The following is a 21,060-nucleotide window of genomic DNA, read 5'->3' on the forward strand; positions in this document are numbered from 1 at the left end:
GCGGGGCCCCCGGGGCGCAAGGGCCGTGGCCATCCCGCTCACCACGGCCACCGGGGGGGGGCTCCACCCATCGGGGGCGGCGCCGCCCCGGGGCAACGGGGTGCCGCCGCTTCCGTTTGTGCACCCTCAACTGGGGCTGGTTTCCGTGGCAGGGTGGAGCGGGCAAGGCACAGGGGGCCAACAGAAGAGGGGGAACCGTGATCGTCTGGATCAACGGCGCGTTCGGTGCGGGGAAGACCACCACCGCACGGGAACTGATCGACCTGATCCCGAACAGCACGCTCTTCGACCCCGAGGTCATCGGCGGCACACTCACGCATCTGCTGCCGGCCAAACGCCTCGCCGAGGTCGGTGACTTCCAGGATCTGCCGATCTGGCGGCGCCTCGTCATCGACACGGCGGCCGCGATGCTCGCCGAACTCGGCGGCACGCTCGTCGTGCCCATGACCCTGCTGCGCCAGGAGTACCGCGACGAGATCTTCGGCGGCCTCGCCGCCCGCCGGATCACGGTCCGGCATGTGCTGCTCGCCCCGGCCGAAACGATCCTGCGCGAGCGAATAGCCGCCCGCGAGATACCGCAGGAGCTGACCGACGGCGAGATAAGGGTCCGGCAGTGGTCGTACGACCACATAGAGCCGTACAAGGCCGCGCTCGCCTCCTGGCTCACCACCGACGCCCATCCCGTCGACAACGGCACCCTCACCCCGTTCGAGACCGCGGCCCGGATCGCCGAGGCCGTCGGCTCGGGTGCGGTGCCCGTGTGCGACATCGTGCAGACGCCCGAACCCACCGCCGAGACCCTCGCCGCCGGCGTCCTGCTCTTCGACGAGCAGGACCGCGTGCTGCTCGTCGACCCGACCTACAAGGCCGGCTGGGAGTTTCCCGGCGGCGTCGTCGAACCCGGCGAGGCGCCCGCCCGCGCCGGCATCCGTGAGGTCGCCGAGGAGACCGGGCTCCACCTGGACGACGTACCGCGCCTGCTCGTCGTCGACTGGGAGCCGCCCGCCCCTCCCGGGTACGGCGGTCTGCGCCTCCTCTTCGACGGCGGAAGCCTCGACTCCGCGGCGGCACGGGAGTTGCTGCTGCCCGGCCCCGAACTGCGTGGGTGGCGTTTCGTCGCCGAGGAGGAGGCCGCGGGCCTGCTGCCACCCGTCCGCTACGAGCGGCTCCGGTGGGCCCTGCGGGCTCGGGAACGCGGGAAGGCGCTATATCTGGAGGCAGGGGTTCCGGTCGAGGGGTGAGCCGTGGCGGGACGCCTCGGCGGGGTGGCCCGGACCTGGAGGCGGGCAATTCGGTCGGAGAGTACGCCCGTGGCGGGACGCGGAGATTCACGTGTCGGGCGGGGCCCGTAGGCCGGAGGAGGGCGGCGGGGTGTGCGGCCGGCCCTGCGGCCGGCCCGAACCCGGGTGGGGGCCATTTCGGTCGGGATGGGCCCGTAGGCCGTGCCAGGCGTGGGGTCGGCGGTCAGGCGTGGATCTGGCGCGGGCGTTCGGGTCGGGGTGCGGGTTCGTAGCCGGAGTAGGGCGGCGGGGTGTGCGGCCGGCCGGATCCGGCGGGGCATTCCGGTCGCGGGTAGGCCCGTAGCCGGGCGCGGGGCTTGGTCGCCCGGGGCGTGAGGCTACGGGCCGGGTGCTCAGCTCGCCGCGTAGTTGCGCAGGAACTCCGCCTCCGCGACCGACAGCCGCTCCAGCTCCTCGGGCGAGACGCTCTCGTTCACCGCGTGGATCTGGGCCTCCGGCTCGCTCAGGCCGATGAGCAGGATCTCCGCGCGCGGGTAGAGAGCGGCGAGGGTGTTGCACAGCGGAATCGAGCCGCCCTGGCCGGCGTACTGCATCTCCTGACCCGGGTACGCCACGGCCATCGCGGCGGCCATCGCCTCGTACGCCGGGCTGGACGTGTCCGCCCGGAACGCCTGCCCCTGGCCGATCTGCTCGGTGCTCACCCGCGCACCCCACGGCGTGTGTGCCTCGATGTGCGCCTGGAGCAGCTTGGTCGCCTCCGCCGCGTCCACGCCCGGCGGCACCCGCAGGCTGACCAGCGCGCGGGCGCTCGCCTGCACGGACGGGGTGGCGCCGACGACCGGCGGGCAGTCGATGCCGAGCACGGTCACGGCCGGACGCGCCCAGATCCGGTCGGCGACCGTGCCGGAACCGATCAGCCCGACGCCGTCCAGCACCTTGGCGTCCTTGCGGAACTGCTCCTCCTCGTACTGCAGACCCTCCCACCGCGCCTCGGAGGTCAGCCCGTCGACCGTGGTCGACCCGTCCTGCGCGCGCAGCGAGTCCAGTACGCGGATCAGCGCCGCCAGCGCGTCGGGCGCGGCACCACCGAACTGACCCGAGTGCAGGTTGCCCTCCAGCGCATCGACCCGCACCCGTAGGAGGGTCATGCCACGCAGGGTCGAGGTCACCGTCGGCAGCCCGACGCGGAAGTTGCCCGCGTCGCCGATCACGATCGTGTCGGCCTCCAGCAGCTCCGGGTGCTCCTCGGCGTACCGCTCCAGGCCACCCGTGCCCATCTCCTCCGAGCCCTCGGCTATCACCTTGACGTGCACCGGCACGCCGCCGTTGGCCTTCAGGGCGCGCAGCGCCAGCAGGTGCATGATCACGCCGCCCTTGCAGTCGGCGGCACCCCGGCCGTACCAGCGGCCGTCGCGCTCGGTCAGCTCGAAGGGCGGGGTCGTCCAGCCGGCCTCGTCCAGCGGCGGCTGCACGTCGTAGTGGGCGTACAGCAGCACGGTCTTCGCGCCCTCCGGTCCCCGCAGGTAGCCGTACACCGACTGCGTTCCGTCCGGGGTGTCGAGCAGCGCCACGTCCTCGAAGCCCTCGCCGCGCAGGGCGTCCGCGACCCAGCACGCCGCGCCCTCGCTCTCACTGCGCGGGAACTGGTCGAAGTCGGCCACCGACTTGAAGGCCACCAGTTCGGCGAGCTCCTCCTTCGCCCTCGGCATCAGCGAGGCGACGGTCTCGGCAACCGGATTCGACGTCATGGGCACGCTCCTCGTAGGTGCGACGTTGTACTTCTGTGTACGGGTTCTGTACGGGTCTGTCTGTACCGGACCTGTACGGTCCGCGTGGTCGGCGGCTGCCGCAGGTGCTGCACCGACCGCGTGAGTGTAGGCGCGCCCTGGAGTGCGGGGCGCATACGGTGCCGATCCTCCCACAGCGGCCTGCGGCGATCACCGCCGTAGGATGCGGGGGACAGATCGGCAGGCGGCGGATCGGGAGCAGTAGACCATCGTGAGCAGCGAGAACTCTTCGGCGGACGACGGGCAGCAGGTGTGGGACGTCGTCGTGGTGGGCGCGGGACCCGCGGGGGCCTCGGCGGCCTACGCGGCGGCGGTCGCGGGACGACGTGTACTGCTGCTGGAGAAGGCCGAACTGCCCCGCTACAAGACGTGCGGCGGCGGGATCATCGGCCCCTCGCGCGACGCCCTGCCACCCGGGTTCGAACTGCCTTTCAAGGACCGGGTGCACGCGGTCACCTTCTCCAACAACGGCCGCTTCAGCCGTACGCGGCGCTCCAAGCAGATGCTGTTCGGCCTGATCAACCGGCCCGAGTTCGACCAGCAGCTCGTCGAGCACGCCCAGAAGGCGGGCGCCGAGCTGCGTACGGGCGTCACGGTGTCGCGGGTCGAGCAGCACGGGTCGGCGGTGCCGGACCGGCGCACTGTCGCCGTCGTGCTCCAGGGCGGTGAGACGCTGCTGGCCCGGGCCGTGGTCGGTGCGGACGGCAGCGCCAGCAGGATAGGCGCGCACGTCGGGGTCAAGCTCGGCCAGGTGGATCTCGGCCTGGAGCTGGAGATCCCGGTGCCGGACACCGTCGCGGAGGACTGGAAGGGCCGGGTCCTCATCGACTGGGGGCCGATGCCGGGCAGTTACGGGTGGGTCTTCCCCAAGGGCGACACGCTCACGGTCGGCGTGATCTCGGCGCGCGGAGAAGGCGCCGCGACCAAGCGGTACTTGGAGGACTTCGTCGGACGGCTGGGACTCGCCGGCTTCGAGCCGAGCATCTCCTCCGGGCACCTGACCCGCTGCCGCGCCGACGACTCACCGCTGTCGCGCGGGCGCGTGCTGGTGTGCGGGGACGCGGCCGGGCTGCTGGAGCCGTGGACGAGGGAGGGCATCTCGTTCGCCCTGCGGTCGGGGCGGCTCGCGGGGGAGTGGGCGGTTCGGATCGCGGAGGCGCACGACGCCGTGGACACGCGCCGACAGGCCCTCAACTACGCGTTCGCCGTCAAGGCCGGGCTGGGCGTGGAGATGGCGGTCGGCAAGCGGATGCTGACGGCGTTCGAACGGCGGCCCGGGATCTTCCACGCGGCGCTCACCGGGTTCCGGCCGGCGTGGAAGACGTTCCGGGACATCACGCGGGGCGCCACGTCGTTGGGCGAACTCGTCCGCACCCACCCGATGGCCCAGCGCGCGCTGACCGCGCTGGACCGCAGGGGTGAGGGTGGGACGGCTGGGGAGGCCGGTGCGGTGGAGGCCGGAGCGGCTGTGGGGGGTACGGCTGCCGGCGGTACCGCTGAGGCCGGCGAGGCCGACTCCTGAGATCCGGCTGAGTTCCGGTTGAGGTCTGGCTGAGGCCGGCCTGCGGCAGGTCGGAGGCTGACCAGGGGTCTGTCGCGGTCGGCGGAGTCAGTCTCAGAGGCCCGGCTGCGGTCCGTGGCGCTCGGCGAGGTCAGCTTCTGAGGTCCGAGGGGCTTGTCGCGTTCGTGTAGGTGATCGCGAAGACGGGGTGGTCGGGGGCGATACGGCGCAGCTCCTCGTCGGAGGAGCTGGGGCCGACGCCGTTGAAGAAGACGCCCACTTCGGCTTTCCAGCGCTTGAGGTAGGCACGCAGCAGTGCGGGCTTGTCGTCGTCGCCGACCTCGGTCGCGGCGAAGGTGTCCACGTTCTTGCCGAGCCACAGCTCTCCACCGCCCGCGACCCGCATGTTGTGCGTCCACTGGACGTGGCCCCGGGGCGCGACGAGGTACTGCCGGCCGTCGACGGTCAGCAGATTGACGGGGGTGGTGCGCAGGGCGCCGCTCTTGCGGCCGCGGACGGCGAGGACGCGGGAGCCCCAGATGCTGATGCCGCGGCGGGTCAGCCAGGCGATCGCCCGGTTGAAGACGTTGACGGTGAACCAGCCTGGCTTCTGGACATGCGTGGACATGCGGGGCTCCTGGGTGGGAAGGGAGAGCGGTGCTCTCGCTCTCGCTTGGGCAAGTTTGCGGCAGAGCGGCGCTCTAAAGCAAGAGCGGTGCTCTGCTTTGTGTACGGCGCTCTTGGATCGAGGTGATGGCGGGCGAGGTGGAGTGAAGAGGAGCAGGGGAGGTGGTCGGGGATGGAGTGGGCGTGGGGAGCACCGCTCCAGATCGCGAGCCCTGCTCCACTTCATAAGTCCCGCGTGCGTCCCGCGTGAGTCCCGCGTGCGTCCCGCGTGAGTCCCGCGCGAGTGGGTTCCGCGAGCTCCGGGGACTTTGAGAGCACCGCTCCAATCCATGCGCGCCGATCCACCCCGAGAGCAGCGCTCACTCGCGTGTGCAGTGCTCCAAAACATGGAAAACTCTTCCCATGACCACCAGCAGCACCCCCCTCGGCGCCCGGGCCCGCGCCCGGATCGAAGTCACCGCGGCCATCAAGGACGAGGCTCGCAGACAGCTCGCGGCCGAGGGCGCGGCCAAGCTCTCCCTGCGCGCCGTGGCCCGCGAACTCGGCATGGTCTCCTCCGCCGTCTACCGATACTTCCCCAGCCGCGACGACCTCCTCACCGCGCTCATCATCGACGCCTACGACTCCCTGGGCGCCGCCGCCGAGGCCGCGCACCGCGAGGTGGCGGACGCCGGCCCGGTGGAGCGTTGGATGCGGGTGTGCGAGGCCGTGCGCGGCTGGGCGTTGACGCATCCGCACGAGTACGCGTTGATCTACGGCTCCCCGGTCCCCGGCTACACGGCGCCCCGGACCACCGTCCCGTCCGCCGCGCGGGTCGGGTACCTGCTCCTCGGCATCGCCCGGGACGCGCACGGAGGGCTAGGTGTGGCGAAGCCGCGGCTGGCGAAGGAACTGCGGCCGGAAGCGGTACGGATGGCCGCCGATCTCGCACCCGATCTGCCGCCCGAGGTGGTGGTGACGCTGGTGGCGGCGTGGGCGCAGTTGTACGGGCTGGTCGGCTTCGAGGTGTTCGGGCAGTTCACCAGAGTCGTGGAGGACCGCGAACCCTTCTTCCGTCAAGCGGTCGGCCAACTCGCCCAGACGGTCGGCCTCGTGTACCCGCAGGAGGGCGGTGCGGCGCAGTCCCGCCGGGGCGCCGGAGGCAGCGGTAAGGGCAGCAGGCCGGGGTCCTGACGCGGGTCCGGCGCATGCCGGCACCAGCCGAGCCGGCTTGGCCTCGTCCCGTACCCATCGCGTTGGTCGGCGCGCCTGGGGCGGAGGGGCTGACTAGAACCAAGGCGGGCGTGTTCCGGCGGAGCGGATCGGGCGGACGTCGAGCTGTCGACGAAGGCGAAACTGTGCGCTCGGCCGTCGATCTCCGGACCGGAGACATGCGCGGCGATGGCAGCAGCCCGGATGGTGTCACTCAGCAGCCGCGAGGGCCTTGAGGGGAGCTGATCTCCACAGGCGGGAACCGCTTCATGTGCGCCTTGAGCGCGTCGGCCGCGGGGTCCGGCAGGGGTACGTCACGGAACTTGCCGCCCTTTGGAGGCGTGAACACGGCCTTGCTCAGGCTCAGCTCGTGTTGCTGCACCACCTGCAGGGTGCCGCCGTCGATGTCATCGACGGACAGGCCGAGGATCCCGCCTTGCCGCAGGCCTCCCGGCTACGCTCGCGCGGGAGCGCCCCACGGCGCGTGGCTGCGGGGCGCCTTGTAGGGTTTAGTCGACCTGCTCCCCGTCGTGCGTACCGCCCTTGCAGCGGTTGTCCGCCAGATCGGCCGTTCCTCCGCCCTGCCTGCACTCAGAAGGGGTGACGTCGGATGGGGCACCCTGTGCGGTGGCGGTGGCGGCGCCTGTGAGGCCGAGTCCGGCGAGGGCTGCCGTGGCGATGACGGCGGCGAAAATTCGTCGAATGCGCATTTGGTTCGCCTTTCACGGATTGCCTCGGTTGGGGCACTAATCAGCTTGACGTTCACCCATGTGGGTGGCACGTCTTATTGGGCCATTCGGGTGACGGTGCTGTCGGGTGCGGGGTCGGTGACGCGACCCGTCGGACAGGCTTTGGAACGAAGAGACCACCCCGGCCGGATGGGCGGTCTCTTCGTTGTTCCGGAGGGGCGGCGTCCGCAACCGGCCAATGCTAAAGCCGTGTTGACCTGCAGAAACGCGCCCTTGGACGATGTCCTACGCGGTGAGGCGTCGTTGGTCTCGTCATGGGGCGGGGTGCATGGAGTCGGATTGTTCCGGACGGATTGTAGGAGATTGCGAAGCCGTTGATCCCGCCGTCGAAGGTGCGGCCTCAGGGTGAAGGGACGCGGGGCACCCGCGATGAGACCCTGTTCGCGGCCATCGTCGCAGTTACTCAGCGCGGCCCCCCGGGTGCCAGGTGCGTCCCATGCGCACGTCGACCCGTATCACCGGTGCCCTCACCGGCCTGACCCTCACCCTCGGCGGTGCGGTCCTCGCGGCTCCCGCGGTCCGGGCCGACATCCCCGCCTGTACACGGATGGCCGAACTGGCCGGTGCCACCGCTTCCGACTCCGTCACAGCGGCTTGCAGCCGTGGCGTGGTCGGAGACCTGCAGAGTTGTGTGACCGGGCTGACCGGGGCCGGAGTGGCGGGCGGCGCCGCGACCGGTGCCTGCCGGGCGGCGGCCCACGAACCGCGTTAGAGGACCGCGCGCGGCAGCCGCCCGCCGGCACCGGTCGGAGGCAGGTACGGCCCGTCTCCTCCTCAACCCCCGGCCTGCCCGGACCACAACGCGGCCCCGGTGGGCAGTCTCGACCGCCAAGGACATCGACGTCGCTCCGCTCCTGCCGAGGCGCACGCCCGATGCGGCCGGTCGAGGTCGGTGACGTCATGCCTCTCCGGGGCCGGGCAGTCACCGCGCGGGCGCGGCGCCCAGCCTCGCCTCGCGGCCCTCATGCGGAGCGCCCATGCTGAGTAAGAGGGCGCCGTCGTCCTGAGACTTGTCCTTCCCGAAGGCCGAACGAAGGCGCCTGAGAGGAGGAGGAAGTCATGCGCATGCGAAGAATCCTGGGCCTCGCCCTGGCCGCGGCAACCCTTGCCGGCGTGAGCGCCTTCGGCGCTGTCAGCGCCGGGGCCGCCTCGTCTCCGAACATCTCCAGAGACGACTGCATGGCCGCCGGCGGACAGATCGTTTCACGCCCCTACGCCGGCGACGCCTGCGCGCTGCCTGACGGGACCACTCCGGCGATCACTTGACCGGTCGGCGCACGGCTGGGAAACCAGTCCGGCCGAGCAGCCGTTTTCAACGACATGCACTCGAATCGAATCGTGCCGCCTTACGAGCCTTCAATGCTCGCCTTCAACCCCGCTGGCCGACCTGCGTGGTCTCCACCGCGAAGACGTAGCCGGCGTCATCGAGAAGTTCCAGCAAGAGAGCCGAAGGTACCGGCGCATCCCCACATACGCGCTGAACAGCGCCGCCCAACGGCCGGCTGAGCCTCACGGAAGCGCGAAGGAACTTCCGCGCTCCGGGGGCTTGCGACGAGCGATGCACCCAGTTCGTGCGCGCCCCCCCTGCCGAACGAACACTCCACGGCCTGACATCACCCGCTGCCATCATCAACGTCATCGGACGGCGGCGGATCCCGGCGATCGGAAACGGACTACGGACCGCCCGTTGGGTACGAGCCAGGGCTATCCGTACGGCTGGGGGATCGAACTCCTAACTGATCGACTCAGATTGCGATGCGTAGTCGTCTCAAGCAGATGATGTTGCAGGCGAGTTCGAGAAGTCCTTGGTGGAGGTCGGCGCGTGTCTCGTAGCGGATCCGTAGGCGTTTGAACTGGTGGAGCCAGGCGAAGGTGCGCTCTACCATCCAACGGGTCTTGCCCAGGCCAGAGCCGTGCGGGGTGCCGAGGCGGGCGGTCTTCGGGGTGATCCCGCGCTTGCGGATCAGGCGCCGGTACTTGTCGAAGTCATAGCCGCGGTCGGCGAACGGCCGTCGAGGCCGGTGCCGGGACGTCCTCGCAGTCCCGAATGCGGGGAACGGCGTCCAACAGTGGAATCAACTGGGTGACGTCGTGTCGGTTGCGGCCGGTCAGTGATACGGCGAGTGGGGTGCCGTGCCGATCGACGAGAACGTTGGCCGTTTGTCCAGCTGCCAGCCCGCAACCCGGCCGTGACGGAACTCCCCGCCAAAGAGGTGCCCGAGGCGTACCGCTGGCGCTTGATCAAGGTGCCGGGTGGTACGTGCATCACCACTGAGATCGTGGCTGTGCGGATCCGTGGGGTCTCCCTCCCCAATGCCCGGTGAGCACGTGACGCCGGCGCACCGCATGATGTGCGTCTTTCAAGGTGACGAGCCATAGGGGCCCGACCCCGTGCCCGATGCGCGGGGCACCTTGGACTTCGCTGCGTGGATGTACTTCCGCGGGAGTACCCGTGATCACGCCGCACGGCTGACGCCCTCCGCCGCGGGTGCGGTCTAGCGTGGCTGGCATGGAAGAGCAGTGGGGACCTCGCGGCAGGTGGTGGCGCCATGGGCCGCCCTGGCGCGGCCGCTGGAGCGACGAGCGGCGGGCCCGCTGGGACGACGAGCACCAGGGTCCCTGGGGCGACAAGCCGCTGGATCGCCGGGACGCCGAGCCGCGGGATCGCTGGGGCGACGACTGGCAGCAAGGTCAGCAGGGAGGCGACCGGCAGCGAGGTCAGCGGGGAAGTGACCGGCAGCGAGGTCAGCGGGGAAGTGACCAGTCCCGAGGGCACGGGGGCGGCGGGCAGTCGCGAGGGCACGGGCGCAGTGACCGGTCGCGGGGGCGTTGGGGTGGTGGGTTGTTTGGGCGGTGGCCGTGGGGTTCCACCGTGCTGCTCACCGTCTTCGTGCTCGTCGGTTCCCAATTCGCCGCGCACGCCCAGGAGGGGCAGCGGGCGATGCTCGACCCCTTCGCGCGGGTGCTGCTCGTGGTGGCGGCGGGGGTGCTGCTGTGGCGGCAGCGGTTCCCGGTGGTCGTGGTGTTCGGGAACGCCGTGACTGTCGCGGTGTATCTGGGCGCCGGGTATCCGTACGGGCCTGTGCTGTTCACGGTTGCCGTCGCCTGCTTCAGCGCGATCGTCGCGGGGCACCGCAAGGCGGCCTGGGCGGCGCTGGGGATGCTGTGGGCGGCGCATGTGCTCGTCGCGCACTGGCTGTACCGGTGGCTGCCGCCCTCCGGGGACGTGCCGGCCGCGTGGACCCAGGAGGTCGTGATCGCCACCTGGGTGGTGGCGGTCGTGGCGTTGTCGGAGCTGGTACGCACGCGGCGTGAGCAGTGGGCGCGGGAGCGGGCCGAGCGGGCGCAGGCGGCGCGGCGGCGGGCGGACGAGGAGCGGTTGCGGATCGCCCGCGAACTGCACGACGTCCTCGCGCACAGCATCTCCGTGATCAACGTGCAGGCGGGCGTCGGTCTCGCCCTCCTCGACAGCGATCCGGAGCAGGCGCGCACCGCGCTCACCACCATCAAGGACGCCAGCAAGGAGGCGCTCGGCGAGGTCCGCCAGGTGCTCGACACCCTGCGCACGCCGGGGGACGCGCCGCGCGCCCCCGCGCCCGGCCTGGACCGGCTGCCCGAGCTGGTCGAACAGGCGGCGAGCGCCGGACTGACGGTGACGGTCGACGGCGCGGCGCCCCGCTTGCCGCCCGGCACGGACCTCGCCGCGTTCCGGATCGTCCAGGAGGCCCTCACCAACGTCGTACGGCACTCCGGGTCCCGGCACGCGCGCGTGCAGCTGGATCACAGCGGTGGCACGCTGCGGCTGCGTGTCGACGACGACGGGCCCGCGACCGAGGCCGACGCAGGGGGCAGCGGGAACGGACTGGCCGGGATGCGGGAACGGGCCGCCGCGCTCGGTGGCACGATCGAGGCGGGACCCCGGGCCGACGGCGGCTTCCGCGTCCTCGCCACACTGTCGCTCCCGAGGAAGGACGACGACCGGTGATCCGTGTGACGCTCGCCGACGACCAGGCACTGGTCCGGGCCGGCTTCAAGGCGTTGCTGGACGCGCAGCCCGACATCGAGGTCGCCGGCGAGACTTCGGACGGAGAGGAGGCGCTGCGCGCCGTGCGCGAACTGCGGCCCGACGTCGTGCTGATGGACATCCGCATGCCCGTCCTCGACGGGCTCGCCGCGACCCGCCGTATCACCGAGGACGCGACCCTGACGGACGTGAAGGTGGTCATGCTGACCACGTTCGAGCTGGACGAGTATGTCTTCGAGGCGATCCGCTCCGGCGCCTCCGGCTTCCTGGTCAAGGACACCGAGCCGGACGAACTCCTGCGCGCTGTACGGGCGGTGGTCGCGGGCGACGCGCTGCTCTCACCCGGTGTGACACGGCGGCTGATCGCGGAGTTCGCGGCCCGTTCCAAGGAGCCCGCGGCCGCCGGCGCCCTCGCCGGTCTCACCGAGCGGGAGCGGGAGGTGATGGCGTTGGTCGGCATCGGCCTGTCCAACGAGGAGATCGCCCGCCGCCTGGTCGTCAGCCCGCTGACCGCGAAGACGCACGTCAGCCGCACGATGGTGAAGCTGGGCGCGCGGGACCGGGCTCAACTGGTTGTGCTGGCCTACGAGTCGGGGCTGGTACGGCCGGGCTGGCTCGGCTGACCCGCTTGCCGGAAGCGGACGAGCACGGCGACCACCCGTACGACGAACAGTGCCGGCCCGAGGACCAGTCCCGTCCGGACCAGTGAAGTCTCCACCACGCGCGGCAGATCGAAGAGCCACGCCGGACCGGCGATCGCCCCGAGGAGCACCACCGCCGCGAACGCCGCGCTGCACAGCGCGTATCCGATCTCGACGGTGATCGCGTCGCGCTCGGCCTGCGTCCGCCGGCCCCCGTAGCTCTCCATGACCGCATCAAACATGCGTGCGCCCGGCGGAGCAAGCAGGCCCCGCCGGGCGCACACCGGAGACGTCCCCCTGATCGCGGACCGGCATCGGCTCCGCGCGAGTCGCGAAGCGGTCCCGGCGCCACCAGTCGCGACCAGGGCTCGGTGTCATCAGTGGTGAAGAGGGCTCGGCTGGGCCGGTCGTGACCAGGGCTCGGTGTCATCAGTGGTGAAGAGGGCTCGGCTGGGCCGGTCGTGACCAGGGCTCGGTGTCATCAGTGGTGAAGAGGGCTCGGCTGGGCCGGTCGTGACCAGGGTCCGGCGCCACCAGTCGCGAAGCGGTCCCGGCGCCACCAGTCGTGAGCGCCCGGCGCTGTCACTCGTACGGGGCGCGGTGCCACAACCGCGAATCCGGCCCGGCGGCCGCGCCACTCGCGAGCTGGGCCCGGCTCCGCCAGTCCGGGGCGCGGTCCCGGTTGCGCCACCCGCGCACCGAGCCCCGGTCCGCTAGTCGCGGACGGGTACCCGCTCCGCGTCCGTCTCCTTCACCAGGGGTCGGGCGCCGGACTGGGCGACCACGACCGTCTGCTGTGCCTGCTCCGTGCGACGCAGTCCCGACAGGGCGATCAGCAGTCCCGCGACGGCGATGCCCGTCACCACGATCAGACCGGGCCGGTAGCTGTCGAGGACGGCCTGCGGTGTGGGGTCCGCCGGGGCGCCCGCGGTCACCACCGCCGTGACCACGGCGAGGAAGATCGCGCCGCCGACCTGCACGGACGTGTTGAGCAGACCGGAGACCATGCCCTGCTCGTGGTCGTCGACGCCGTTGGTGGCCTGGATGTTGAGCGACGGGAAGACCAGTGCGCAGGCCGCGCCGATCAACAGCATGCTCGGCAGGATGGCGGCCGCGTAGGCCGGGTCGAGGTCGATGCCGAGGAACAGGACGTAGCCCACGACCATCAGCGCGAAGCCCGCCGCGAGCAGCCGCTGGGTGCCGAACCGGTCCACGATCGAGCCCACGCTCGTCGAGGACAGCGCCACCAGCGCGCCCGCCGGCAGGAACGCGAGCGCCGTGTGCAGCGCGGACCAGCCGAGCAGGGACTGCATGTACAGCGTGACGAGGAACTGGAAACCGACGTAGGAGCCGAAGAAGGTCATGGCGCCGAGCTGGGCGCGGATCTGGGTGCCCGAGCGCAGCACGCCGAGCCGGATCAGCGGCCCGGGCGAGCGCCGCTCGACCATGACGAACACGGTCAGCAGGACGGCGATCGCGAGGAAGGACAGCAGCGTGCGGGCGGAGGTCCAGCCGGCCTCGGGTGCCTGGACCACGGTGAAGACCAGCAGCAGCATCGAGGCGGTGCCGAGGATGGCGCCGGGGATGTCGTAACCGTTGTGGTCGCGTTCGCGGGGGCTGCGCGGCAGCAGCTTCAGGCCCGCGATCAGGGCTATGAGGGCGATGGGCGCGGGCAGCAGCATGGTCAGGCGCCAACTGGCCTCGGTGAGCAGGCCGGACAGCACCAGGCCCATCGAGAAGCCGGTGGCGGCACAGGTGGTGTAGATGGACAGGGCGCGGTTGCGCAGCGGGCCCTGGGGGAAGGTCGTCGTGATGATCGACAGGCCGGCCGGGGCCGTGAAGGCCGCGCTGAGGCCCTTGATGAAGCGGCTGGCGATCAGCAGCGGGCCGGAGTCGACGAGGCCGCCGAGCAGCGAGGCGAGAGCGAAGACACCCAGGGCCACCAGGAAGACCTGGCGCCGGCCGAGCAGGTCGGCGGTGCGTCCGCCGAGGAGCAGCAGGCCGCCGTAACCCAGGATGTAGCCGCTGACGACCCACTGCAGGGCCGAGGTGGACAGGCCGAGGTCGGCGCCGATGGACGGCAGGGCGACGCCGACCATCGACACGTCCAGCGCGTCGAGGAACATCGCGGCGCAGAGCACGAGGAGGGTGCCCCACAGCCGCGGGGTCCAGCGTCCCTCGGACGCCGAAGTGGTGAGCGGAGAGGTCATGGCAGAGACACTACATGCGCATGCATTCAATGCAAGTACATTTAATGCCGGTGCAATGAATGCACTACTCTGCTACGGTGCGGTCATGGCGGCGAAGAAGGCCGAGCAGGCGCTTGAGGAGCAGTGGCGGGACATCCTGGGGCTGCACGCGCGCACGCAGTGCGAGATAGACCGTGCACTGCATCAACACGGCCTGTGCGCCAGCGACTTCGAGGTGCTCGACGTGCTCGCCGCCGGCTCCACGGCCGACACCGGCTCCTGTGCCCTGCGGGTCCAGGAGATCTCCGAGCGGGTCCACCTCAGCCAGAGCGCGCTGTCCCGGCTGATCGCCCGGCTGGAGAAGGACGGGCTCCTGGAGCGCGCGATGTGCCCCGAGGACCGGCGCGGCGTCCGCGTGGCGCTCACGGCGAAGGGGCGCGAGCTGCACGGCGAGGTGCTGCCGGTACAGCGGGCGGTGCTGACCCGGATGCTGACGGACTGACCCCCGGCCGGATGGGGCGTCAGCTCCAGACGATCCCGGACTTCTCCCGCCACAGATCCGCCGGCGCGGTGTCCCCGTCGATCCTGGGGAACGGCAGCCGGTTCCAGAGTGACAGATAGAGCTGTACGGCCGGTCCGCCGATCTCGCAGTCGGCGGCACCTGCGTCGCCCCGCTCCGTCACCGGCGGTTCCGCGGACAGCCGTACGGTCCACACCGCGTCGTCCCTGTCGGTCGCCCGCACCCGCAGCACCCGTGGCTCCTCGGTGCGCACGGCACTCTTGCGGCGGGCATGGAAGCCGCGCAGCAGCTCGTCGATGCCGTCCACCGCGAACTCGGGAGCGATCTCCGTGCCCGTACCGCCGCGTGCCGCCTCCGCGTCGACGCGGTGCACGGTCGTCTCGTGCGCCTGCCGCCGTGCCCAGCACGCCAGCGGGGACGGCGCGGGCAGCACTTGCCAGCACCGCACGTCGGCAGGGGCGGCGGCGAGCGTGTCGACGAGCCGGCGGTGCCCTTCCTCGTACCAGTTCAGCAGGTCCTCGCCGTCCAGGCCGGGCAGTTCACCGCCAGGTCGGTAGGAGGTCCGCGCCTCGGCGACGAAGACGCACGCCCAGCGATGCACCATGCCCGTGTGCCGCAGCAGGTCCCTGACCTGCCAGTCCGGGCAGGTCGGCACCTTGGCGCCGGTCCCGGCCTCGGCGGCGGCCGTGGCGAGCAACCGGCCCTCGCGGTCGAGGGTGTTGATGAAGTCGGCGGTCTCCATGCGGGTGAGTCTGCCGTATGGAGAGGGCGCACGGGGGAGTCGGGGCGCCTGTCCGGTGGCTCTGCGCATGTCCGTATGTCCGGCAGGGAAACTTTCGGGCGCCGTGCGGGGCGCTCGGCACCCTCACCCTCCGCCGACCTTGCGGGTGGCGACGCCGATCACCGCGGCGATCCCCGCCAGCACCGCCACACTGGTCAGCGCGGTCGGGAGGGAGAACCAGTCGGCCATGAACCCGATGGCGGGCGGGCCGAGGAGCATGCCGCCGTACCCGAGTGTCGAGGCGGTGGCGACGCCGCTGGGGCCGGCGAGCGCGCCCGCGCGTTCCACGGCGACGGGGAAGAGGTTGGCGAGACCGAGTCCGGCGACCGCGAAGCCGAGGAGTGCCGCCCACAGGGAGTTCGCGAGCGCGCCGACCAGCATCCCTGCCGCGGCGGTCGCGCCGCCGGCGACGACGGTACGGGTGCGGCCGAGGCGTTCGAGCAGTGCCGTCCCGCTCAGTCGGCCCACCGTCATGGCGAGGGCGAAACAGGAGTAGCCCACCGCCGCCACTCCGGCCGAGGCGTCCAAATCCTGTTCCAGGTGCAGGGCACCCCAGTCCGCCAGCGCGCCTTCGCCGTAGGCCGTGCACAGGGCGATGAGGCCGAAGACGAACACGAGGCCCCTGGTGCGGGGGGCCATCCGGCGGCGGGCCTCGGCGTCGTGGGGGATCCGCTCCGGTGGCGCCGGCGGTTCGATGCGCAGCAGCGCCGGTCCCGCCAGGGCGGTGACCAGCAGGCCGACGACCGTGAGCCCGAGCAGATGCCGGGTGGGGGAGAGGGACCCCGCGACCAGCGCGCCGAGGCCGGCGCCGACCATGCCGCCGAGGCTGAAGGCGGCGTGGAAACTCGGCATCACCGGGCGCCGCAGCGCGGTGACGAGGTCGACCGCGGCGCTGTTGAAGGCGACGTTGATGCCGCCGTAGGCCGCGCCGAAGAACAGGAGGACGGCGCCGAGGGCCGGGGCGGAGTGGGGGAGCGGCGGCAGGGCGACGCTGAGGGAGAGCAGGACCGCGCAGACCACGGTCACCGGGTGGCTGCCGAAGCGGCGGCACAGGCGTCCGGTGAGCGTCATCGTGACCACCGCGCCGGCGGAGACACAGAGCAGGGCCAGCCCGAGGGTGCTGGCGGTGGCGTCGGTCTGCTCCTTGATCGCGGGGATGCGGACGACCCAGCCCGCGAAGATGAAGCCGTCGAGGGCGAAGAAGGTGGTCAGGGCGATGCGGAGGCGGGTGAGGTCGTTGCCCTTGCCCGGCACGGCGCTGTGCGAGCGGAGTTTGTTTATTAGCGGCACAAAATGAGGTTAGGTCGATGACGGGGAGGGAGGCAAGGGCAGGGGGAGCAGCGGGAGGGGTGTCAGGGGCCCGACGCGGCTTGATGGCAGGCGGGCCCGGGGCTCGCCGTACGGCGACAGGGTCGAACCGGCTCTCGACGCGTGGTGGATAGGTCGGCACCGGGCTCTCGGCGCGTGGTGGATAGGTCGGTACCGGGCTCTGGGCGCGTGGTGGATAGGTCGGTACCGGGCTCTCGGCGCGTGGTGGATAGGTCGGCAGCGGGCTCTCGACGCACGGTGGATAGGTCGGCACCCGGAGCTCGACCAGATGACGGAGGTCGGCGCGGAGCAGGCTCGCCGGCCCGCGGCCGTAAGTACGCGCCGCGGCACGCAGGTTGAGGTCGACGCCGATGCCCGCGGCGGCGCACGCCCCGGCCCGGTCCCCGGCACGGCGGCGGGCGGTGGCGGTATCGGTCATCGACGGCGGCACGGCGAACTCTCGCACGCGCAGCCAGAGGGAAAGGCGGGATTCGCCGTTCGCGGTGGGAGGGCGCGTCAGCACTCACCTTGCGCGGACGGGATCCCCAATCTCCCAAGGGAGTGAGTCGCCGGTGAGCGTAACGCCGCCTCGATCGGGTCGTCACGTCTTTTCGACCGGGCCGGCCGGAGAACCCCACGCAACCACCCGGTGAATGATCGAAACGGCGGTGTGGTTAGCATATGAGCGCCACCTAGCTCGAAAGATAGGCCCGTGACGATCAACGACGACTCGTTCACCAACTGGAAGAACCGCGAGGAGATCGCGGAGTCGATGATTCCGATCATCGGGAAGCTGCACCGCGAGCGGGACGTCACCGTCCTGCTGCACAGCCGCTCCTTGGTGAACAAGTCGGTCATCAGCATCCTCAAGGCCCACCGCTTCGCCCGCCAGATCGCCGGCGCGGAGCTCTCGGTCACCGAGACGGTGCCCTTCCTGCAGGCGCTGACCACCCTCGACCTCGGCCCGTCCCAGATCGACATCGGCATGCTCGCGGCCACGTACACGGCCGACGACCGCGGCCTGAGCGTCGAGGAGTTCACCGCCGAGGCCGTCGCCGGCGCCACCGGTGACGACCGGGCCGAGCGCCGCGAGCCGCGCGACGTCGTCCTCTACGGCTTCGGCCGCATCGGCCGCCTCGTCGCCCGTCTGCTGATAGAGAAGGCCGGCTCCGGCAACGGCCTGCGGCTGCGCGCCGTGGTGGTCCGGGGCGGCGGTGACCAGGACATCGTCAAGCGGGCCTCGCTGCTGCGCCGGGACTCCATCCACGGTCAGTTCCAGGGCACGATCACCGTCGACGAGGCGAGCAGCACGATCTTCGCCAACGGCAACGAGATCAAGGTGATCTACTCCGACGACCCGACGTCGGTGGACTACACGGCGTACGGCATCAAGAACGCCATCCTCATCGACAACACCGGCAGGTGGCGGGACCGCGAGGGCCTGTCCAAGCACCTGCAGCCGGGTATCGCCAAGGTCGTGCTGACCGCCCCCGGCAAGGGCGACGTGCCCAACATCGTGCACGGCGTCAACCACGACATGCTCAAGCCGGACGAGACCGTCCTGTCCTGCGCGTCCTGCACCACGAACGCGATCGTCCCGCCGCTGAAGGCGATGGACGACGAGTTCGGTGTGCTGCGCGGCCACGTGGAGACCGTCCACTCGTTCACCAACGACCAGAACCTGCTGGACAACTACCACAAGGCCGACCGCCGCGGCCGCTCCGCGCCGCTGAACATGGTCATCACCGAGACCGGCGCCGCCTCGGCCGTCACCAAGGCGCTGCCCGACCTCAAGGCGAGGATCACCGGCAACTCGATCCGCGTCCCCGTGCCGGACGTCTCGATCGCGATCCTCAACCTCCAACTCGCCCGCGAGACCACCCGCGAGGAGGTCCTCGACCACCTCCGTGAGGTGTCGCTGACCTCGCCGCTCAAGCGCCAGATCGACTTCACCAGCGCCCCCGACGCGGTCTCCAGCGACTTCATCGGCTCGCGTCACGCCTCGATCGTCGACGCCGGCGCCACCAAGGTCGAGGGCGACAACGCGATCCTCTACCTCTGGTACGACAACGAGTTCGGCTACTCCTGCCAGGTTGTCCGCGTCGTCCAGTACGTCTCCGGCGTCGAGTACCCGACCTACCCGGCACCGGTCGCCTGACCCACCGCACGCCGTCGCGACGCCCGGACCCTGCTCACCTGTGGTCCGGGCGTCGGCGTTCTCAGCGGCCCGACGGCTCCGGCAGTCCCGGCCCCACGCACCGTACATCCGCCGCCGGGACCCTCCCGTCGACCAGGTACGCCGCCACCGTGTCGTCGACGCACGCCTCGCCTCGGCCGGCGAACACCCCGTGGGATAGTCGTTCTCCCGAGTCACCAGGCGTGAGCCGGGCAGCAGCCGCCGTAGCTCCCGCGCGCCCTCGACGGGCGTGACCGGGTCGTGTGCCGAGGCCGGTCCGCCTTCGACGAGTTCCGGCCCGTCCTTCCGCAGGTCGCCCGCACGGCCGTACGCCTGCGCAGCGCCGACGGGCCGACCGCCCGGGCGGAGGCGCTCGCCACCCTCGCCCGCCTCGGCCTCCCCGAGGACCTGGCCGGGCGCCGCCCCGGGCGGCTGTCCGGCGGTGAGTTCCAGCGCGCCGCCCTGGGCCGCGCCCTGCTCGCCCGCCCGCGGGTCCTGATCTGCGACGAGATCACCTCCGGGCTGGATCACGTGACCCGCCGCGGCATCCTCGACGTCCTCGCGGGCCTTCTCCGCGACGGCCACGGAAGCCATCACCGGGAACGCGACGGCGAGCGCCACCGCGGTGACATCTCCCTCGTCCTGATCACCCACGACCGGGACACCGCTCGCCTGGGGCACCGCATCGCCGTCCTGGACGCGGGCCAACTCGTCGAACACGGCTTGGCCGATCAGGTACTGGACGCGCCCCGTCACGTCCTTACCCTGTCCCTCATGATGACGACAATGCGCCTGGCGGCACGGAGTTGACGGCGCGTCGCCCGAGACCGGGCCACGCCGAGGCTCTTCACCGGCAGGCAACGCGCCGTACCTCGTGGCCGTCACCTCCCGGCCAACATGTCCCGCCGAGGGGGCGGTTGTTAACCCACACGGTGGTATGGGGTCAACTGGCGAAGCGGTGGCTGTTGCCTGTGGCTCGGACCCTCGCGAGCATGACAACGACCAGAGCCGGACTGTCCCGTGTCGCCGCGGCCACCGCCGCAGCCCTGGCCATCCTGGCCGCCCCCTCCGCCCAGGCCGCCCCTCCTGCGCAGGCCGCCACTGCCGCGCAGGCCACCCTCGCGGCCCGGACCCTGCCCCTCGGCGATGCCGACCTGGTGGAGACCCGTACGAGCCAGACCCTGGCCCGGGGTGTGACCCTCACCCGTATCGTCCGTGGCACCGAGCCCGCCCCGGCCGACGAGATCAACACCACGACCCGGGGCCCCTGGGTGGTCAACGTCCTGACCATCGACCCCCGCAAGGCGCGCGGCCACCTGGAGGCCACCTACGGCCCCGACCTCGCCCGCACCGAGAAGACCACCGACCTGGTCCGCGCCTCCGGTGCGCTCGTGGGCGTCAACGCCTCCTTCTTCACCTTCACCGCCAACGCGCAGTACCCGGGCGACCCCGTGGGGCTCGGCCTGTACGGCGGCAAGCTGCTCAGCGAGCCGTCCAGCGATCCCGCCGAGGTCAACTTCGTCGTGGACTCCCGCACCGACCGGGTCGTCATGGGCAAGCTGAGCTGGTCCGGCAGCGTGCACCACCGGGACACCGGGGCGAGCCTGCCACTGGAGTTCATCAACCACCCGCCGGTGATCCCCGCCGGGTGCACGGCGCTCCCGGACCAGACGCAGTGCACCCAGCCCGGTGACGTCGTCCGCTTCACGCCCGAGTTCGCCGCGGCCACCCCGTCCGGCGCCGGTGCCGAGGTCGTCCTCGACCGGCGTGGCTGTGTGGTCCGCACCGCCACGAGCCGGGGCACGGAGCTGACCACCGGTCAGACCTCCCTCCAGGCGACCGGCCGTGAGACGGCCTCGCTGTTGCAGGTCGCGGGCGAGGGCTGCCTGCGGACGAAGTCCGACCTGGTGAACGAGAAGGGCCAGCGGGTCCCGCTGCACAGCGGCCTGACCGGCGTCAACGGCCGCTACCGGCTCACGGCCGACGGCCGGATCGTCGTCCCGGACGGTACGGGCAGCTTCTTCGACCGCAACCCCCGCACCGTCGGCGGCACGACGAAGGACGGCCGGATCGTCCTCGCGACCATCGACGGCCGGATGACCAGCAGCGTCGGCACCACCATGGACGAGACCGCCGCCGTCGCCCAGGCGCTCGGCATGCACGACGCGGTCAACCTCGACGGCGGCGGCTCCACCGCCATGTCCGTCCGGGGCGAACTGGTCAACAGGCCGAGCGGCACCGCCGAGCGGCTGGTCGGCGACGCCCTGATCCTCCGCGGCTGAACCCCGCTGTCCGTCTCGCTGACCGGCCGGCCTTCGCGGTCGG

19 protein-coding genes and 5 pseudogenes are annotated in these 21,060 nt (G+C 71.5%); 13 read left to right on the forward strand and 11 right to left on the reverse strand.

Going from position 1 to position 21,060, the window contains the following annotated elements; all coding sequences use genetic code 11:
* Positions 1 to 197 precede the first annotated feature (197 nt).
* Positions 198 to 1,241: an NUDIX domain-containing protein gene (locus ACFV6X_RS25845; RefSeq protein WP_385387227.1), complete on the forward strand. Its 1,044-nt coding sequence runs from the start codon at positions 198 to 200 to the stop codon at positions 1,239 to 1,241.
* A 392-nt stretch (positions 1,242 to 1,633) separates the two neighbouring features.
* Here the strand turns inward: ACFV6X_RS25845 and ACFV6X_RS25850 are convergent, their stop codons facing one another.
* Complete coding sequence (locus tag ACFV6X_RS25850; protein ID WP_385387229.1) at positions 1,634 to 2,989, reverse strand: dipeptidase; 1,356 nt, start codon at positions 2,987 to 2,989, stop codon at positions 1,634 to 1,636.
* A gap of 250 nt (positions 2,990 to 3,239) precedes the next feature.
* On the opposite strand from ACFV6X_RS25850, the gene ACFV6X_RS25855 reads away from it, so the two are divergent.
* On the forward strand, positions 3,240 to 4,550 hold the full coding sequence (locus tag ACFV6X_RS25855; protein ID WP_385387231.1) for a geranylgeranyl reductase family protein: 1,311 nt from the start codon (positions 3,240 to 3,242) through the stop codon (positions 4,548 to 4,550).
* 130 nt (positions 4,551 to 4,680) lie between these two features.
* Here the strand turns inward: ACFV6X_RS25855 and ACFV6X_RS25860 are convergent, their stop codons facing one another.
* On the reverse strand, positions 4,681 to 5,157 hold the full coding sequence (locus tag ACFV6X_RS25860; protein ID WP_385387232.1) for a nitroreductase/quinone reductase family protein: 477 nt from the start codon (positions 5,155 to 5,157) through the stop codon (positions 4,681 to 4,683).
* Between the two features lie 401 nt (positions 5,158 to 5,558).
* Here ACFV6X_RS25860 and ACFV6X_RS25865 point away from each other — a divergent pair, with 401 nt between their 5' ends.
* Positions 5,559 to 6,329 carry a TetR/AcrR family transcriptional regulator gene (locus ACFV6X_RS25865; RefSeq protein ID WP_385387234.1) on the forward strand — a complete coding sequence of 257 codons (771 nt, stop codon included), beginning with the start codon at positions 5,559 to 5,561 and terminating at the stop codon, positions 6,327 to 6,329.
* A 253-nt stretch (positions 6,330 to 6,582) separates the two neighbouring features.
* Here ACFV6X_RS25865 and ACFV6X_RS25870 read toward each other — a convergent pair.
* Both ACFV6X_RS25870 and ACFV6X_RS25875 read right to left on the reverse strand, forming a co-directional pair.
* Positions 6,583 to 6,795, reverse strand: a pseudogene (locus ACFV6X_RS25870) (site-specific integrase); the annotation flags it as partial.
* A 61-nt stretch (positions 6,796 to 6,856) separates the two neighbouring features.
* On the reverse strand, positions 6,857 to 7,057 hold the full coding sequence (locus ACFV6X_RS25875; protein WP_385387236.1) for a hypothetical protein: 201 nt from the start codon (positions 7,055 to 7,057) through the stop codon (positions 6,857 to 6,859).
* A gap of 341 nt (positions 7,058 to 7,398) precedes the next feature.
* Here ACFV6X_RS25875 and ACFV6X_RS25880 point away from each other — a divergent pair.
* From ACFV6X_RS25880 to ACFV6X_RS25895, 4 genes and pseudogenes are all read left to right on the forward strand, one after another.
* Positions 7,399 to 7,536: pseudogene (locus ACFV6X_RS25880) on the forward strand (IS5/IS1182 family transposase); the annotation flags it as partial.
* Positions 7,533 to 7,808, forward strand: a complete 276-nt coding sequence (locus tag ACFV6X_RS25885; RefSeq protein ID WP_385387237.1) for a hypothetical protein — start codon at positions 7,533 to 7,535, stop codon at positions 7,806 to 7,808. The pseudogene ACFV6X_RS25880 and the gene ACFV6X_RS25885, both read left to right, overlap by 4 nt.
* 347 nt (positions 7,809 to 8,155) lie before the next feature.
* On the forward strand, positions 8,156 to 8,362 hold the full coding sequence (locus ACFV6X_RS25890) for a hypothetical protein (protein WP_385387238.1): 207 nt from the start codon (positions 8,156 to 8,158) through the stop codon (positions 8,360 to 8,362).
* A gap of 236 nt (positions 8,363 to 8,598) precedes the next feature.
* Positions 8,599 to 8,832, forward strand: coding sequence for a CPCC family cysteine-rich protein (locus tag ACFV6X_RS25895; RefSeq protein ID WP_385387364.1), 234 nt, complete (start codon positions 8,599 to 8,601; stop codon positions 8,830 to 8,832).
* 9 nt (positions 8,833 to 8,841) lie between these two features.
* On the opposite strand, the pseudogene ACFV6X_RS25900 reads toward ACFV6X_RS25895, so the two are convergent.
* Positions 8,842 to 9,232: pseudogene (locus ACFV6X_RS25900) on the reverse strand (transposase); the annotation flags it as partial.
* A gap of 706 nt (positions 9,233 to 9,938) precedes the next feature.
* On the opposite strand from ACFV6X_RS25900, the gene ACFV6X_RS25905 reads away from it, so the two are divergent.
* Together ACFV6X_RS25905 and ACFV6X_RS25910 are read left to right on the forward strand one after the other, a co-directional pair.
* A complete protein-coding gene (locus ACFV6X_RS25905; RefSeq protein WP_385387240.1) occupies positions 9,939 to 11,081 on the forward strand; it encodes a histidine kinase in 1,143 nt (380 codons plus the stop codon).
* Positions 11,078 to 11,743: a response regulator gene (locus ACFV6X_RS25910; protein ID WP_385387241.1), complete on the forward strand. Its 666-nt coding sequence runs from the start codon at positions 11,078 to 11,080 to the stop codon at positions 11,741 to 11,743. Before ACFV6X_RS25905 ends, ACFV6X_RS25910 begins: the two co-directional genes overlap by 4 nt.
* On the opposite strand, the gene ACFV6X_RS25915 is transcribed toward ACFV6X_RS25910, so the two are convergent.
* Both ACFV6X_RS25915 and ACFV6X_RS25920 read right to left on the reverse strand, forming a co-directional pair.
* Positions 11,704 to 11,988 carry a DUF6332 family protein gene (locus ACFV6X_RS25915; protein ID WP_385387243.1) on the reverse strand — a complete coding sequence of 95 codons (285 nt, stop codon included), beginning with the start codon at positions 11,986 to 11,988 and terminating at the stop codon, positions 11,704 to 11,706. The two genes, ACFV6X_RS25910 and ACFV6X_RS25915, sit on opposite strands and share 40 nt — an antisense overlap.
* A 486-nt stretch (positions 11,989 to 12,474) precedes the next feature.
* On the reverse strand, positions 12,475 to 13,971 hold the full coding sequence (locus ACFV6X_RS25920) for an MFS transporter (RefSeq protein WP_385387244.1): 1,497 nt from the start codon (positions 13,969 to 13,971) through the stop codon (positions 12,475 to 12,477).
* Between the two features lie 85 nt (positions 13,972 to 14,056).
* On the opposite strand from ACFV6X_RS25920, the gene ACFV6X_RS25925 reads away from it, so the two are divergent.
* Positions 14,057 to 14,452: a MarR family winged helix-turn-helix transcriptional regulator gene (locus ACFV6X_RS25925; RefSeq protein ID WP_385387246.1), complete on the forward strand. Its 396-nt coding sequence runs from the start codon at positions 14,057 to 14,059 to the stop codon at positions 14,450 to 14,452.
* Positions 14,453 to 14,471: 19 nt separating this feature from the next.
* On the opposite strand, the gene ACFV6X_RS25930 is transcribed toward ACFV6X_RS25925, so the two are convergent.
* The 3 genes and pseudogenes from ACFV6X_RS25930 to ACFV6X_RS25940 form a co-directional block, all read right to left on the reverse strand.
* Complete coding sequence (locus tag ACFV6X_RS25930) at positions 14,472 to 15,212, reverse strand: maleylpyruvate isomerase family mycothiol-dependent enzyme (protein WP_385387248.1); 741 nt, start codon at positions 15,210 to 15,212, stop codon at positions 14,472 to 14,474.
* A gap of 123 nt (positions 15,213 to 15,335) precedes the next feature.
* Entirely contained in the window at positions 15,336 to 16,505 is a 1,170-nt protein-coding gene (locus ACFV6X_RS25935) for an MFS transporter (RefSeq protein ID WP_385387366.1), read from the reverse strand.
* Positions 16,506 to 16,845: 340 nt separating this feature from the next.
* Positions 16,846 to 17,082: pseudogene (locus tag ACFV6X_RS25940) on the reverse strand (hypothetical protein); the annotation flags it as partial.
* 189 nt (positions 17,083 to 17,271) lie between these two features.
* Here ACFV6X_RS25940 and ACFV6X_RS25945 point away from each other — a divergent pair.
* Positions 17,272 to 18,717 carry a glyceraldehyde-3-phosphate dehydrogenase gene (locus ACFV6X_RS25945; RefSeq protein WP_385387250.1) on the forward strand — a complete coding sequence of 482 codons (1,446 nt, stop codon included), beginning with the start codon at positions 17,272 to 17,274 and terminating at the stop codon, positions 18,715 to 18,717.
* Between the two features lie 61 nt (positions 18,718 to 18,778).
* Here the strand turns inward: ACFV6X_RS25945 and ACFV6X_RS25950 are convergent, their stop codons facing one another.
* Entirely contained in the window at positions 18,779 to 18,904 is a 126-nt protein-coding gene (locus ACFV6X_RS25950) for an alpha/beta hydrolase (RefSeq protein WP_385387251.1), read from the reverse strand.
* Positions 18,905 to 18,963: 59 nt separating this feature from the next.
* On the opposite strand from ACFV6X_RS25950, the pseudogene ACFV6X_RS25955 reads away from it, so the two are divergent.
* Together ACFV6X_RS25955 and ACFV6X_RS25960 are read left to right on the forward strand one after the other, a co-directional pair.
* Positions 18,964 to 19,545: pseudogene (locus tag ACFV6X_RS25955) on the forward strand (ATP-binding cassette domain-containing protein); the annotation flags it as partial.
* Positions 19,546 to 19,727: 182 nt separating this feature from the next.
* Positions 19,728 to 21,017: a phosphodiester glycosidase family protein gene (locus tag ACFV6X_RS25960; RefSeq protein WP_385387253.1), complete on the forward strand. Its 1,290-nt coding sequence runs from the start codon at positions 19,728 to 19,730 to the stop codon at positions 21,015 to 21,017.
* Positions 21,018 to 21,060 lie beyond the last annotated feature (43 nt).

Origin of the sequence: Streptomyces sp. NPDC059861 (genome assembly GCF_042731435.1) — a bacterium.
Classification (GTDB): Bacteria; Actinomycetota; Actinomycetes; order Streptomycetales; family Streptomycetaceae; genus Streptomyces.

What these genes read in the sequence shown, in the direction of transcription:
- ACFV6X_RS25885 (WP_385387237.1), top strand. Translation starts at nt 7,533, where the DNA reads ATGCGCACGTCGACCCGTATCACCGGTGCCCTCACCGGCCTGACCCTC.
- ACFV6X_RS25875 (WP_385387236.1), bottom strand. Translation starts at nt 7,057, where the DNA reads ATGCGCATTCGACGAATTTTCGCCGCCGTCATCGCCACGGCAGCCCTC.
- ACFV6X_RS25865 (WP_385387234.1), top strand. Translation starts at nt 5,559, where the DNA reads ATGACCACCAGCAGCACCCCCCTCGGCGCCCGGGCCCGCGCCCGGATC.
- ACFV6X_RS25920 (WP_385387244.1), bottom strand. Translation starts at nt 13,971, where the DNA reads ATGACCTCTCCGCTCACCACTTCGGCGTCCGAGGGACGCTGGACCCCG.
- ACFV6X_RS25930 (WP_385387248.1), bottom strand. Translation starts at nt 15,212, where the DNA reads ATGGAGACCGCCGACTTCATCAACACCCTCGACCGCGAGGGCCGGTTG.
- ACFV6X_RS25890 (WP_385387238.1), top strand. Translation starts at nt 8,156, where the DNA reads ATGCGCATGCGAAGAATCCTGGGCCTCGCCCTGGCCGCGGCAACCCTT.
- ACFV6X_RS25915 (WP_385387243.1), bottom strand. Translation starts at nt 11,988, where the DNA reads ATGGAGAGCTACGGGGGCCGGCGGACGCAGGCCGAGCGCGACGCGATC.
- ACFV6X_RS25960 (WP_385387253.1), top strand. Translation starts at nt 19,728, where the DNA reads ATGACAACGACCAGAGCCGGACTGTCCCGTGTCGCCGCGGCCACCGCC.
- ACFV6X_RS25860 (WP_385387232.1), bottom strand. Translation starts at nt 5,157, where the DNA reads ATGTCCACGCATGTCCAGAAGCCAGGCTGGTTCACCGTCAACGTCTTC.
- ACFV6X_RS25850 (WP_385387229.1), bottom strand. Translation starts at nt 2,989, where the DNA reads ATGACGTCGAATCCGGTTGCCGAGACCGTCGCCTCGCTGATGCCGAGG.
- ACFV6X_RS25925 (WP_385387246.1), top strand. Translation starts at nt 14,057, where the DNA reads ATGGCGGCGAAGAAGGCCGAGCAGGCGCTTGAGGAGCAGTGGCGGGAC.